This is a genomic window from Shimazuella sp. NTD250, from assembly GCF_059510375.1.
In genome coordinates this window covers 20,610-35,147 of record NZ_JCAJZS010000008.1, presented here as the reverse complement: position 1 = coordinate 35,147, position 14,538 = coordinate 20,610, and the positions used below count along the sequence as shown (strand labels likewise).

General features: G+C 39.7%; 16 protein-coding genes. All 16 read right to left on the bottom strand.

All coding sequences use genetic code 11. The features are described from left to right. Nucleotides 1-122: 122 nt before the first annotated feature. Nucleotides 123-1,148, bottom strand: coding sequence for a peptidylprolyl isomerase (locus AC5WOF_RS17035; RefSeq protein ID WP_496051156.1), 1,026 nt, complete (start codon nt 1,146-1,148; stop codon nt 123-125). Further along, nucleotides 1,132-4,677 (bottom strand): transcription-repair coupling factor, encoded by a 3,546-nt coding sequence (gene mfd, locus AC5WOF_RS17030; RefSeq protein WP_496051155.1) that lies wholly within the window; start codon nt 4,675-4,677, stop codon nt 1,132-1,134. The genes AC5WOF_RS17035 and mfd overlap by 17 nt, the downstream gene beginning before the upstream one ends. A gap of 76 nt (nt 4,678-4,753) precedes the next feature. Next, nucleotides 4,754-4,981 (bottom strand): anti-sigma-F factor Fin, encoded by a 228-nt coding sequence (locus AC5WOF_RS17025; RefSeq protein WP_496051154.1) that lies wholly within the window; start codon nt 4,979-4,981, stop codon nt 4,754-4,756. A gap of 34 nt (nt 4,982-5,015) precedes the next feature. Next, nucleotides 5,016-5,591, bottom strand: a complete 576-nt coding sequence (gene pth, locus AC5WOF_RS17020; RefSeq protein WP_496051153.1) for an aminoacyl-tRNA hydrolase — start codon at nt 5,589-5,591, stop codon at nt 5,016-5,018. A 44-nt stretch (nt 5,592-5,635) separates the two neighbouring features. Next, nucleotides 5,636-6,583, bottom strand: coding sequence for a ribose-phosphate diphosphokinase (locus AC5WOF_RS17015; protein WP_496051152.1), 948 nt, complete (start codon nt 6,581-6,583; stop codon nt 5,636-5,638). A 16-nt stretch (nt 6,584-6,599) separates the two neighbouring features. Continuing rightward, nucleotides 6,600-7,994, bottom strand: coding sequence for a bifunctional UDP-N-acetylglucosamine diphosphorylase/glucosamine-1-phosphate N-acetyltransferase GlmU (gene glmU / locus AC5WOF_RS17010; protein ID WP_496051151.1), 1,395 nt, complete (start codon nt 7,992-7,994; stop codon nt 6,600-6,602). Between the two features lie 285 nt (nt 7,995-8,279). Beyond that, on the bottom strand, nt 8,280-8,573 hold the full coding sequence (spoVG, locus tag AC5WOF_RS17005; protein WP_028777589.1) for a septation regulator SpoVG: 294 nt from the start codon (nt 8,571-8,573) through the stop codon (nt 8,280-8,282). 94 nt (nt 8,574-8,667) lie between these two features. After that, nucleotides 8,668-9,042 (bottom strand): RidA family protein, encoded by a 375-nt coding sequence (locus tag AC5WOF_RS17000; RefSeq protein ID WP_496051150.1) that lies wholly within the window; start codon nt 9,040-9,042, stop codon nt 8,668-8,670. Next, the gene (gene purR / locus AC5WOF_RS16995) at nt 9,020-9,871 is read right to left on the bottom strand and encodes a pur operon repressor (RefSeq protein WP_496051149.1); all 852 of its coding nucleotides are present in this window, start codon (nt 9,869-9,871) and stop codon (nt 9,020-9,022) included. The genes AC5WOF_RS17000 and purR overlap by 23 nt, the downstream gene beginning before the upstream one ends. 24 nt (nt 9,872-9,895) lie before the next feature. Beyond that, on the bottom strand, nt 9,896-10,789 hold the full coding sequence (gene ispE, locus AC5WOF_RS16990) for a 4-(cytidine 5'-diphospho)-2-C-methyl-D-erythritol kinase (RefSeq protein WP_496051148.1): 894 nt from the start codon (nt 10,787-10,789) through the stop codon (nt 9,896-9,898). Nucleotides 10,790-11,026: 237 nt separating this feature from the next. Further along, nucleotides 11,027-11,215 (bottom strand): small, acid-soluble spore protein, alpha/beta type, encoded by a 189-nt coding sequence (locus AC5WOF_RS16985; RefSeq protein ID WP_496051147.1) that lies wholly within the window; start codon nt 11,213-11,215, stop codon nt 11,027-11,029. Between the two features lie 164 nt (nt 11,216-11,379). Then, entirely contained in the window at nt 11,380-11,661 is a 282-nt protein-coding gene (veg, locus tag AC5WOF_RS16980; protein WP_240876329.1) for a biofilm formation stimulator Veg, read from the bottom strand. A 105-nt stretch (nt 11,662-11,766) separates the two neighbouring features. Further along, nucleotides 11,767-12,240 carry a ribonuclease H-like YkuK family protein gene (locus tag AC5WOF_RS16975; protein ID WP_496051146.1) on the bottom strand — a complete coding sequence of 158 codons (474 nt, stop codon included), beginning with the start codon at nt 12,238-12,240 and terminating at the stop codon, nt 11,767-11,769. An 84-nt stretch (nt 12,241-12,324) separates the two neighbouring features. Then, on the bottom strand, nt 12,325-13,200 hold the full coding sequence (gene rsmA / locus AC5WOF_RS16970) for a 16S rRNA (adenine(1518)-N(6)/adenine(1519)-N(6))-dimethyltransferase RsmA (RefSeq protein ID WP_496051145.1): 876 nt from the start codon (nt 13,198-13,200) through the stop codon (nt 12,325-12,327). Beyond that, nucleotides 13,197-13,748 (bottom strand): ribonuclease M5, encoded by a 552-nt coding sequence (gene rnmV / locus AC5WOF_RS16965; protein ID WP_496051144.1) that lies wholly within the window; start codon nt 13,746-13,748, stop codon nt 13,197-13,199. Before rnmV ends, rsmA begins: the two co-directional genes overlap by 4 nt. Before the next feature lie 14 nt (nt 13,749-13,762). Further along, nucleotides 13,763-14,530: a TatD family hydrolase gene (locus tag AC5WOF_RS16960; protein ID WP_496051143.1), complete on the bottom strand. Its 768-nt coding sequence runs from the start codon at nt 14,528-14,530 to the stop codon at nt 13,763-13,765. Nucleotides 14,531-14,538 lie beyond the last annotated feature (8 nt).

The following is a 14,538-nucleotide window of genomic DNA, read 5'->3' as shown; positions in this document are numbered from 1 at the left end:
TCTTTACTCCTTGGTTCTTTTGGTCTTATAAACCATAGTATGAATCTGCTGGGAACATCTTATGCGGGGAATAAAATAATTTCATTTGGATAAAGACAAAAAAAAGAGGGGATGAATCCCCTCTAAACGTATAACTTTACTCCTATTTCTTTCTCTATATTGCTAAATACCTCTTGTTTCTTTGTGCTTTGGATTTGTTCAAGTTGATCTTTCGGCGCATTCTTTACTTTTTCTTGAGTTCTTGCTTCTACTTTCATCACATGATAACCATAATCCGTTTTGATTGGATCACTGATTTTCCCAATAGGAAGTGTCTTAGCAGCATTAGCAAACTCTGTTACAAATCCACTTACGTCAGAATCATACAATCCACCTTTATCTTTGGAACCAGGGTCATCCGAGTACTCTTTTGCCAGTTTGGCAAAATCGCCACCAGCTTCGAGTTTTTTCTTTACTTCTAAAGCACGTTTTTTTGCTTCTGCTTCTGTACGATTGGTTTGTCCTTCCCCAGCCTGAGTTCCTGCTTGAGTAAAAGATATAAGCACATGCCGCAGTTTTACTCGCTCATAAGTACTATTTTCAATTTGCTTCCCTAAATACATATCCACTTTAGCATCTTGGTCTGCTACCTGTTTCAATTGATTTTGGGTAAAACCTTTTCCCGCAATGGCCTGTTGGATGTTCGCAATTTTGGTATTCTGCCCCATCATTTTACTATACTCAATTACTTGTTTCTCTAATTCTTTTCCTTGTTGATCAATCGTCTTTTGCTCAGCAGGTGTTACTGTTTGTAAGCCAGCTATGTATTTTTTGGTTAAATATACTTTTGCAATCTGTTGACGAGTTTGTTTTTGTTGCGCAGCAGCAGAAGCTTCTGTAGACGAGAAAAGGGCTGCCAATTGTGGATCAAAGAAGGAGTTAATATTGATGTAAGCATTTAACTCCCCTTCTGTCACTTTTCCACCTTTGTATTCTCCTGCTATTTTTTTGCTGGAAGTGTCTAGAGGTTTGGTTGTTGCTTGTTGCTGCGTTTTCGTTTTATTCGTTTTGTCGTTTGACTGCCAATAGGAAGTTGTCCCCAAGATGATACTACCTATTACCAAAATTACGGCGACACTGCCTGCTATCCATTTAGTCGATCGTTGCACTCTGAACCACTCCTTCTACTTTTAACACTTGTTCATACTGCTTGAAAAAATTATCCATCATCTCCAATATCGCTTTCGGTGTAAGCCCTGTCTTCTTAAATATCATACCAACATGTTTACCGGAGACCAAACGTACTCGACCTGGGAATTGATGAGCTAGTTTAAAAAGTGCTTGCCCATTGATTCTCGTATTTTCTTCAACACGCATGGTAACATGAATTTCTGACCCTTTTTCCTCCATTATTTCTATTCCATACTTCAATGCATACGCACGAAGTTTCGCAACCCGGAGTAGGTTTTGAACAGGATCAGGTAGATCACCAAAACGATCTTCCATTTCTTCTTCTAAATCAGCAACTTGCTCCAAAGTCTGTAAGCTTCTAATTTTTTTATACAACTCAATTTTTTGTTTCTCATCTGTAATATACTCGCTAGGCAGATAAGCATCTACATTGAGGTCTAGCGTGGGTTCTATTACCTCTTTCGCTTCTGTTACCCCTTGCTGTAATTCTACTACAGCTTCTTTTAACATTTGGCTATACATCTCAAATCCAACTGTCGCAATATGCCCATGTTGCTCTGCTCCAAGCAAATTGCCCGCACCACGAATAGATAAGTCACGCATAGCAATCTTAAATCCGGAACCTAATTCCGTAAACTCCTTGATAGCTTGGAGGCGTTTCTCTGCTGTTTCTGATAAGACCTTATCCCTTTGATAGGTAAAATAAGCATAAGCAATCCGATTGGATCGTCCAACTCTTCCTCTAAGCTGGTACAACTGAGAAAGTCCCATCTTATCTGCATCATATATAATTAATGTGTTTACATTAGGGATATCTACCCCTGTTTCAATAATCGTTGTACTGACTAGGACGTCATATTCACCATCCAAAAAGTCAAGCATAACGCGTTCCAGCTCTGTATCGACCATTTGCCCATGAGCTACAGCGATTTTTGCTTCAGGTACTAGCATACGAATCTGATCAGCCATGCGATCAATGTTGTTAACTTGGTTGTATAGAAAATATACCTGTCCACCACGAGACAATTCCCGTTCAATTGCTTCTCGCACTAATGCAGCAGAGTATTCAATGACATAAGTTTGTACAGGGAATCTATTTTCCGGAGGCGTTTCAATGACTGATAAATCACGTACTCCCATCATAGCCATATGGAGGGTACGAGGGATAGGCGTAGCTGTTAAAGTCAACACATCGATGTTCGTTTTTAGTTCTTTGATTCGTTCTTTGTGCTTTACACCAAAACGTTGTTCTTCATCAATTATCAACAGCCCTAAATCACGGAAGCCAAGATCTTTTGATAATACTCGGTGAGTCCCTATCACGATATCGACAGATCCCGCTTTTAATCCTTCAATTGTTTCTTTTTGCTCCTTACGACTGCGGAAACGGTTAAGAACATGGACTTCAATTGGAAAATCTGCAAAACGCTCCCGAAAAGTTTCATAGTGTTGTTGAGCCAAGATCGTAGTTGGTACCAATAAAGCAACTTGTTTTCCATCCATGATCGCCTTAAATGCCGCACGAACTGCTACTTCGGTCTTCCCATAACCTACATCTCCACACAAAAGACGGTCCATTGGCTGATTTTTTTCCATGTCCTTTTTGATTTCCTCAATCGAACGCAATTGATCAGGTGTTTCTTCATAAGGAAACATTGCTTCGAACTCTCGCTGGAATGGCGTATCATCATGAAACGCATAACCTCTAGCTTCTTGGCGCTTCGCATAGAGCTTAATCAGGTCTTGCGCAATATCGACTACAGCAGTACGAACTTTGTTTTTTACTTTACTCCATTCACTACCGCCTAAGCTATAAACTTTAGGGATCTTTTCTTCGCTACCCACATATTTTTGCACTTGGTCAATTTGTTCTACTGGAACATACAACTTATCGTTACCTGCATACTGAATATGCAAATAATCTTTGTGCAGACCTGCGACATTTAAAGTTTCGATCCCGAGATACTTGCCAATACCGTGATTGATATGAACAACATAATCGCCTGGTTTTAGCTCTTGATAGTCTTTTATTTTTTCTGCATGATCGAGTTTATTGGAACGACGGATTCTCCGCTGCTTTTGGGTGAATACTTCCCCTTCTGTAATCACAGCTAATTTGTTACTGCTCATTTCAAAACCATTTAATAAGGCAGATACACGCACTACTGGTTTCCCAGTTGGCAGGTGAGCATCAGCAGTTGCACGACTGACTTCCATTCCATAGTCTTGCAACACACGTATCAAACGTAATAATCGTTCATCTGTACTAGCAGTAAATAAAATCGTATATTTCGCTTTTATCAATCTTTCTAATTCTGCTTTTAACACATGCATTTGGCTATGAAACTGCTGCATACTGCGACACATAAACTGTACGATATTATGTGCTTGCATATGGGTTAACTGGCGCATAAATAAAGATAAATATATTTTCTGATGATTTGATTTAGAAACTTCCTCAACTGTATATGACAACTTAAGAGTAGGCAGCATTTCCCCTTGCTCCAATAATGCAGTTTGCCATTCTGCTTCTTCCCGCTCTAATTGCTTAGCTGTCTCTTGTATTCGAGCGGGTTCGTCAAGGACAAGAATTGAGTCAGTTGGCAAAAAGTTTAAAATACTCTCGCCTTGAGGATATATTTGCGTTATATATTTGTAAATTCCCGTAAAGGATAGTCCAGATTGCAACTGTTCAATATCCCAACCGATACTGCTTTGTAATTTCTCTTTTAATGCCGGATCTTTTGTCTTTTGTAATCTTTCCGTCAATAAGTTCTGAACATGCTCTCCTGCTTGATATAAAAGCTCGCTGTCTGCAAAGAGTTCTTTTGCTGGGGGTAGAGTCACAGAGAGTAGTTTGTCGGTTGAGCGTTGATCTGCTACCGAAAATGGACGAATGGAATCTACCTCATCATCAAACCATTCTATACGGATTGGTTGTTCAAAGGTTACTGGATAAATATCTACAATTCCGCCACGGACGGAAAATTCCCCACTCTTCTCAACCATATCTACTCTTTCATATCCCATATGCACTAATTTATTGGATAAGTTTTCAATCGGGTGGGAGTTCCCTACTTTTAGGGATATAGCATATTTTTTCCATATTGATTTAGGTGGAAATATTTTGCGAAGTCCTGAGAACGGCACAACAAATACCCCTGAAAACCCAGAGGTCAGACGAGTGATGACATCAATTCGATTACCCAATGTTTCCGGACTAGCCAGTGCTATTTCTGTAGTTATCAACTCGTCTGCCGGATATAACAATACCTCTTCTTTGGATAAAAGTTCACTCAAATCATCCGCAGCTTTTTGAGCTTGGTTCATATTATGTGTTACTACAACACATGAACGACCTGTTTTCTGATAAATAGTGGCTACTAAGATCATGCGTGCAGATCCTGTTAAACCTGTAGCTAATTGTTCACGAAGCCCAGTATCTAGTCCATGAAGAATAGACTGGACATCTTTATCTTGTTCAAATAGATTGGTAAGCGGTTCCAAGTTAACCTCCTTCTCCCCTATACAAAAGAAGCCTCAGCAATATGTGCCAAGGCTATGCTTCTCCATGCAATTTGTATTAATGATACAGTGATGGTAGAAGGGAACGTTCCGGGTAATGGTTTAAGATATGTTCGCAGTTTTCGCAAACTACTCGAACTTGCATCTGACCATTTGTGTCATGGATAATTATATCTTCTCGTTCTTCTGAGGTCAACTGATCAAGACCTAGTTCCGCTTCTGAATATACAGAATTATTCAATTTACCTAACGATGATTGGCAAAAGCGGCAGACATACTCCACCATGAGAATGCCTCCCTTTCTAAAGAGTCATTTCTTATTATGACCTAGGTACCGCTCCATTATACTTATTCATCGCTATGAGGAAATCATTCTTCAACCATTCATTTGTCGCATTTGCAGCAGCAATTGCTGCATCTGCCGCAATGAGATGATCCGTTTCTGAAAAAGGTTCTAGGACATAGTCCACTACTTTCATTCCACCTGATGGACGATCGATACCTATCTTAATGCGATTAAATTGGTCTGTACCTAAATGGGAAATAATCGATTTCATCCCATTATGCCCTCCGGAACTACCTTTTTGCCGTAAACGTAACTGCCCTAAGGGAATATCCAAATCATCAAACATAACAAGCAAATCTTCAGTGGAAAGTTTTAGAAAGCGCATTGCAGCGCCAACAGCTTCACCGGATAAATTCATATAAGTTAGTGGTTTTAACAAAAAAACTTTTTCTCCATTTACAATGCCTTCTGCAATAGCACTATGCCATTTTTCTTTTTGAAAAGGTATATTCCATTTTTCACTTAGCTGATCAACAGCCCAAAAACCAATATTGTGTCTAGTCAGTTCGTATTTTTTCCCAGGATTCCCAAGCCCAACAATCACTTTCAACTCTCTCACCTCAAAAAGGAAAAGGCGATCCCAAAGAGAATCGCCTATACAAATAATTTACTTACCGATTGTTCGTGGTGGATTCGATAAATTGCTTCTCCAATTACAGGTGCCACAGAGAGAACTTCGATTTTATCTAACATTTTCTCTGGTTTTAATGGGATCGTATCTGTAGCGATCAGCTGTTTTATACCTGAGTTTTGAATACGTTCCAGTGCAGGTCCAGATAACACAGGGTGTGTACAGCAAGCATACACTTCCTTGGCCCCACGTTCTAAAATCGCTTCTGTTGCTAACGCAATCGTCCCAGCAGTATCGATAATATCATCAATGATAATCGCTGTTTTCCCAGCTACTTTACCAATAATGCTCATCACTTCAGATACATTCGGCTCTGGACGTCGTTTATCAATAATCGCGAGCGGTGCTTCCAGCCTTTCTGCTAAACGTCTTGCACGAATCACACCACCATGGTCAGGAGACACGACAACAAGATCTGTTAAATTTTTACCTTGAAAATATTTACCCAAGATAGGTACACCGAGCAGGTGATCCACTGGAATATTGAAAAATCCTTGAATCTGGGTCGCATGTAAATCCATTGCGATTACACGATCAGCTCCAGCTGTCTCAATTAAGTTAGCCACCAACTTTGCTGTGATCGGATCTCTAGCGCGAGCTTTCCGATCTTGCCTAGCGTATCCATAATAAGGAATAACAACATTTATCGTACCAGCAGATGCACGTTTTAGCGCATCAACCATAACAAGCAATTCCATCAAGTGTTGGTTTACAGGATCGCAAGTAGACTGTACAACATATACATCCAAACCACGAACCGTTTCATTTAACTGGATATGAATTTCGCCATCACTAAATTTGTTAACTTTCGCGTCTCCCAAAGGAATACCTAAGTGATTACAAATTTTTTGTGCTAACAGCGGATTGGAATTACAGCTAAAAACCTTTATACGAGAGTTTGCTTGGGACATTTTACGTTATCTCCACCTATAATGAATTGTGTCTATTGATTTTTTTACGTAACTTAGCAACATAATCCGTTTTGGTTACTTGCCGCTGCCTAGCAATAGCAAATGCTTCGGCTGGTACATTTTCTGTAATCGTTGAACCAGCAGCAATATAAGCCTTTTCTTCAACTGTTACAGGAGCTACTAAATTTGTATTACATCCAATAAATGCACCATCTTTGATGATGGTCTTATGTTTAGAAAAACCATCATAATTCACCGTAACTGCACCACAGGCAATATTTACATTCTGCCCTACTTCAGAATCTCCTACATAGGCAAGATGAGAAACTTTCGATCCTTTTCCTATCTGAGCATTTTTTAAATCTACAAAAGCTCCTACTTTTGTATTTTCTGCCAAAGATGTATTCGGGCGAATATACGTATATGGTCCGACAGTCACATTACTACCTATCTCACTATCTTCGATTACACTATAACGGATTTTTGACTGATCTGCTACTACAACATCTTGTAAATCAGCTTCAGGACCGATGATACAATTACTTCCAATTTTTGTATTCCCTTTCAATGAACTTCCAGGAAATATTTCTGTGTCAGCATCAATTACAACATCAGCTTCAATGGTAACAGTAGAAGGCTGATGAATCGTTACACCGCTGAGCATATGATTTCTTATTATCCGCTGTTGCATATAGGATTCTGCTTCAGCTAGCTGGACACGGTCATTGACACCCATGGCTTCTTTTTCATCTTCCATCATCGATGCAGCAATAACTTCCCCTTGTTCTTGCAGAATAGAAATCACATCAGGGAGATAATATTCCCCTTGTGCATTGTTATTGTTCACTAATTTTAGCACTTCAAACAATTTTTGGTTTTGAAAACAATAAGTACCTGTATTAATTTCATGAACAGCACGTTCTTCATCTGAGGCGTCTTTGTGCTCCACAATTCGAGAAACACTGCCATCAGCTTGACGTATAACACGGCCATAACCAGTAGGATCAGCTAATTCAGCTGTCAATACGGTTGCAGCTGCTTTTTTTTGCTGGTGAATTTCAATCAATGATTCTAAGGTGTCTTTTGTGAATAAAGGATGATCTCCATTAAGAACAAGCGTAATACCATCTTTCCCTTGAAGATACTCTTCTGTCTGCATCACTGCATGAGCAGTTCCCAATTGCTCTTTCTGTTTGACAAACGTAACAACACCCTCAAGAGCTTCTTCTAATGTTTCTCCTAGATGACCAATTACCATCAACGTTTGGGTAGTACCCATATCTTCAAGTGTATCCAGGATATAGTGTACCATTGGCTTCCCGCATAATTCATGTAACACTTTATGCTTTTTCGATTTCATCCGAGTGCCTTTACCCGCTGCTAAGATAACCGCGTTTAGGTTCTCCTCCACTATTTAGCCCCCATCATTATAAATTACCCTCCTGAATATATCGTAACAATAGGGGTTTATGCAACTTTTGTATTCTATTCTAAGCAAGTCTACTTCATATTAAATGTAGTAAGAAGCTTTATGTTTTTGATCCAATTTCTTAGTAATCGATAGTTAACCAGTGTATGGTAAATAAACATATCAGGCGTTCATTGCAAATGAGGTGTTTCCTATCTCGAAAAAAGTAACTTTAACTTGAATTAATTCAATTCAAAACAAAACGCCTCTCAAAAGAGAGGCGTCTTCCTATAATGCCTTTGGCGTAGGAATGATATCTTCTTCTATATCATCTGCCCGGCGGTATTCCTCCAATACAGCTGACTCGATCTTCTCACGGCTAAGCGGAGAGATAGGATGAGCGATATCTCGAAATTCTCCGTCAGGTGTACGCTTACTAGGCATAGCAACAAACATTCCATTATTTCCATCAATTACACGGATATCATGAATAACGAACTCACTATCAATCGTGATAGACGCGATAGCACGCATCCGTCCTTCACGATTTACCTTGCGCAATCTAACATCTGTTATTTCCATCCAAATGCACCACCTATTACCAAGATGACTTTAATCTTAGTATTCGAGGGAACACTTGAAATTCCTTCCAATTATGACAAAAAAATTAATTTATTTAAGTCAGATGTGCGATAACTTCGATTTCGATGCCCGCATCTTTTGGTAGACGAGCTACTTCTACTGTTGAACGAGCTGGCTTATGTATATCAAAATACTCGCCATATACTTCATTTATTGCAGCAAAATCATCCATATTTTTGATGAAAAGCGTTGCTTTTACTACATTTTCCAATGTTGCATCAGCTTCTTTTAAGACTGCGATAATATTTTTTAAAACTTGATGAGTCTGTTCTTTAATATCTCCTGTTACCAATTCCCCTGCTGGTGTAAGTGGGATTTGACCTGATGCAAAGAGAAAATTTCCTATTTGCACAGCTTGTGAATATGGCCCAAGTGCTTGTGGTGCATTATTGGTTTGAATAATTTTCATCCTTGTACACTCCTTGATTAAATAAATTTCCAAATTCTACATTTATCCGTTTTCCTTTTTCATCTACTTCTGTCACTGTTGTCAAAGAAACATATCCATCTACCAATTTCTCAGGTACTATTGAATCAACCATTACCCCAACACCTACTACTTCAGCTTCAAATTCACGAAGTAATTCGATCATACCTCGGACTGTTCCACCGGCTTTCATGTAGTCATCGATTAACAATACCCGTGATCCTTTAGGTAAACTTCGCCGAGCCAAAGAAAGCTGTTTCATTCTTCCGCTAGAACCAGAAACTGTATTCACTGTCACAACTGATCCTTCTGTCACTGTTGTATCATAACGCACGATTACTACTGGTTTTCGCAGATGAAATGCAACAGCATATGCTAATGGTATCCCTTTTGTCTCTATGGTTACAATCGCATCGATCTGACTTGTTCCAAATATTTTAGCCCATATACGTCCTAAATGATGCAAAAGTACTGGATCTCCTAGCAGATCAGACATAAACAGGAATCCACCTGGTAAGATACGTTCAGTATTGGTAAGCTGCTGACACAGTTGTGCCAATACTGTTTTTGTTTCTTCCACACCCATACTAGGCATATATCGTACACCGCCAGAAGCTCCAGCCATGGTCTCCAACTGTCCGCTCTCTTCAGCATGTAATACTTCTTGAATAATCGTCAAATCTTCACTGATGGAAGATTTTGCAGCATGATAGCGTTTTGCAAATGCTGTAAGCGGAATCAACCGATATGGCTCATTTAAAAGCTGATGTACCATATCAACCAAACGAGCACTCCGTTTCCATTTTTCCATAAGTTAGCCCCCAAAATCCGAACATCATGCCTGAACTATAGCATTTTGTTTGGTTTTATTCAAGTTTCCCAGCATTCTTACGGCAAAAACTTGGGGACAAAAACCTTTTAAACTGTTCACCATTCTCTTTGCCCTCGATTCCCGATCTACAAGGGCAAACACTGTAGGACCACTGCCTGACATCAACACACCATCAGCACCAAACTGATACATTTTTTCTTTTAATTTCCGAACATCAGGCTCCATGTTCATAGTAATAGGTTCCAGCACATTACTAAGCAGCCGAGTAATGGCACGATAATCTTGCCGATACAAAGCTTCGATCATCTCTTTGGTCTTTGGTCTAGTTTGAACACGATTGACTTTTAATTCACCAAAAACATCAGCAGTAGAAACACCTTGTGGTGGTTTCGCCAACACTACCCAACATGAGGGAGGAGCTGGTAACACTTGCAATCTCTCTCCTCTCCCTTTTGCCAATGCTGTATTACCATAAACACAATAAGGGACGTCAGATCCAATCTCTGAACCAATCTCAGCCAGTTCACGCAAGCTAAGACCAAGTCCCCATAAACGATTTAATCCACGAAGTGTCGCAGCTGCATCGCTGCTGCCGCCAGCTAATCCAGCTGCAACTGGAACTTTTTTGTCTATTTTTATTGCTACCCCACGTCTAATTCCCATTTTTTTGCGCAACAAACTAGCTGCCATATAAGCGAGGTTTTTATCATCTTGTGGCACTAAGCCTGAACTTGATTCCAGAAGGATTGCAGAGTGTGGAAGGGAGAGTAAATCAATCCGATCAGCTAAGTCAACCGAAGTCATTACCATTTCCAATTCATGATATCCATCCGCTCGTTTATAAAGTGCATCTAAAGTTAAATTTATTTTTGCTGGCGCTTTCTCTGAAATAAACAAAACTCATACTCCTCTCGTAACACCCCAAAAATAAATTTGGGTACCCCTGGTGCATGTCCGTCCAGTTTTATTTTCCTATTGTACCACGAGAGGTATTCCGTACCAATACAGAAAAACAGCCACTATGATAGAAAAGAAACTGTAAATAACACAGCTCTTTATTCATAGAGACGTAAAAGAGTGAATTGTAGATAATATAGGAAAAGAAAGAGCCAAGGATTATCCCTTGGCTCTTTCCTATTTTCCCCCTGCATTTTGTTGCTTTGCCAACTGTTCTTCGGCTATTTGGATAGCCCTCTTTACCATGTTTCCAGCATCACGAGTTGTAATTCCGCCCCAACCATCTTGCTGTACTACATCATAAAACCCAAGCTCTTTGGCTATCTCCACCTTAAGGGCATCTGACATTACACCACGACGTGCCATTTACCATCGCCTCCTAAAGGAATGCAGGGTATATTTAGTATGGGATAGTGAGTAGATTTTTATCAAGAACAAAGACATCAGCTTTCAACTCATTCAATGAATCCATCACCATTTATACCCCAAAAAAATAAAAAGAAAAAGGACATCCCTAAGGATCTCCTCGTTTATGTTGCTTTGATATATTTTACTTGTACTTGCTCATTATCGGCTTGATAAACGGTGAGTTCTACCGACTCCGTCAAAATATCTGCATAACTGTAGGAAACACGTTTAAAAGAATGCTGATCCTCATCCAGTTTTACGATAAAGACAGAAGGGTATGTCTCTTCTAAGATACCTGTCCGTTCAATGGTCTTGCGGCGTCCGCTGTTGGCCTTTAGGTGGATTTTCTGTCCGATATAGCCATCTAACTTTAGTTTGATTTCTGATAGTGCGTTTTTGCCCATTGTCTACGACCACCTCACTTCACTCATAGAAGATTATATACCACGGGAGATGAAATGTCAAATGTAGTATTATAGCAATGGTACAAAGGATTTGTCAATCTATTTTTATTTTGTAAACCGATCCGCAACTGCACTTGCTGCTACTGAATCTGGTTTAATTTTTGCTTCATAACCTACAGCTGTTACCCATCCCACCACTTCTTGAATCACCTTTCGTGTCTCTCCCTTTTTCCCCACATCTAAATGGATTTCCATGGGAATGTTCTCTGCTAATCGGAAAAAGCCTCGCTCCTTAAGCAGATCTACACAATGAAGGCTGTATTCTGTTTCGCGGTATATGCGATACCTCAAATCATGCATCGCAGGATGGGATTTACGCGTGTAAAAAAACAGCGCGCCTTTGCCGATACGTTGTACAATAATAGCGGTAACAAACAATGTTTCTCTCGTTCTCGTTTGAGAATCTGTTCCAATCATAATCTTATAGTCTCTATTGCGATCTGCTTCTAGGTAATCCTTGATTTCCTTTATCATCATATCCATACTATATTTACCTTTTCTCGGATGAAAAAACACCATTCTATCACCCTCCAAGTTGTATTGCATGGTGAAAAAGAGCAGTCACGCCAACTTATGACTTTGATTGATCCAATTTATGTTTGGTTAACCTCCATCTCGTTCTCGAAGCAAAACGTTAGATAATTGAGCAAAAGAATTCATGGACAGCATCTCACCTCTACAATTAGGATCAATCCCTGTGCTGTGAATTACCTGTTCTAGTCGTGTTTTTTCCATTTGAAAAGGTAACGAACTACTCAAAGAGTTGAGCAGGGTCTTTCTTCTTTTAGCAAACGATGCCCTAACTACTTGGAAGAAAAAAGATTCATTTTCGACTGGAACAGGTGCAGCAGTTCGAATGGACAATTTGATCACCATCGAATCGACCTGTGGGCGAGGGACAAACACATGACTAGGAACTTGTACCACTTTACTAGGTTCACTGAAATACTGTGCAAAAACACTGAGTGATCCATATGTTTTGGAACCTGGCTTTGCTAAAATACGGTCAGCAACTTCTTTTTGAATCATCACAACGATATTTGATAGTGATAAACCTGATTCCAGTAGTTTTACTAAAATCGGTGATGTCACATAGTAAGGTAGATTCGCTACTACGTGCACATGTGAACAAGTTCCAAAATTCTCAGTGATAAGCTGGGCAAAATCAAGTTTTAAAGCGTCAGCATGTATTATTTCCACATTAGGCTGATCTACAAACATATCCTGCAAAACAGGAATCAGACGATTGTCCAATTCGATTGCCACTACTTTTTGAGCCTGTTTCGCTAAACCTTCTGTTAAAGCACCTAAGCCTGGCCCAATTTCGATCACACCAGACTCTTCATCTAAGTCAGCCGCATCTACAATACGCTGTAGTACATGTGCATCAGTCAAAAAATTTTGCCCCAAGCTCTTTTTTAGTACTATATTATGCTGCTTTAACAGTTTCCGTGTTTTTGCTGATATTCCAAAACTCATGACCTATCTCCTTTTATGTTCAGGAGTGCACGTTCACATTCTTCCCTGCTTATCCGCAAAGTTTGCAACCTCATGAAAAATTGTTTTGCATTGGCATAACCAATAGATAGCTCTTTTGCTAACTGCTCACGAAGTTGTTTAGAATGCGGATGTCCAGCTAACCCAATAGCAAGATACTCTTTCCAAGAAAGCCATGAAGGTATTTCTTCTTCCAAGGTACGGACATTTTCTAATGCCTTCATAATATCAGAAGGATTTGCATGTTCTACTCCGATTTTCTGCCTATCATATGCGAGTTCTTTTTCAATAAAGGCATGTTTTACTTCTGGTATTTCTCGGGAAATAATGCGTCTAATGCGCTCGCCTGCATAGTCGGGATCAGTAAATACAATCACCCCACGAACTGCTTGAGCACGCCGTAGCTCGTCCAATACATAGCTAGGAATGGCAGATCCTCTTGTCTCGATAGTATCTGCTTCAACCGCACGCTTGATAGCTAAAGTATCGTTTTTCCCCTCAACTACAATAATTTCTTTCACCTTCCGCATAATCTTTTCCCTATCTATATAATTTGAAACAGTTTTTTTGCATTTTCGGTTGTTACTTGAGCCAAATCCTCGATAGTCATCTCACGAAGTTTTGCAATTTCTTCCGCCACTAAACGTACATATGCAGTTTCATTTCTTTTCCCACGGTACGGATGTGGAGCTAGATATGGAGAATCCGTCTCCAGCAATAACTTATCCAGTGGTACGCTACTAGCTACTTCTTTAAGCACAGGTCTATTTTTAAAAGTCACTGGTCCACCTATACCAATAGAAAAATTAAGGGAGATACAAGTTTCCATCAATGCGATGTCTCCTGAAAAACAGTGCATGACGCCGCCCACTTCGTCTGCATTTTCTTCTTTTAAAATACGGATCACATCGTCATCCGCATCTCGATTATGAATAATGATGGGCAGATTTACTTCTTTGGCAAGCCGTATTTGCTTTCGAAATACTTCATGTTGAACATCTTTTGGGGAAGTATCCCAATAATAATCCAAACCGATTTCCCCAATTGCAACAACTTTTGGGTGATGCGTAAGAGAAAAGAGCCACTCTAGATCCTCTTCTGTACAAGAAATGGCATCTTGAGGATGCCATCCGACAGAACTATAGAAAAAGGGGTATGTTTCTGCTAACTTTATAGAGCTTGGAATCGTTTCTCGATTATATCCGATATTTAGGATATAAGAAATACCAGCGTCAGTAGCTCGCTTGATCACCTGCTGGCGGTCTTCATCAAATTGCTTGTCATTCAGATGTGTATGTGTTTCGAACAGCATCTTTTTAA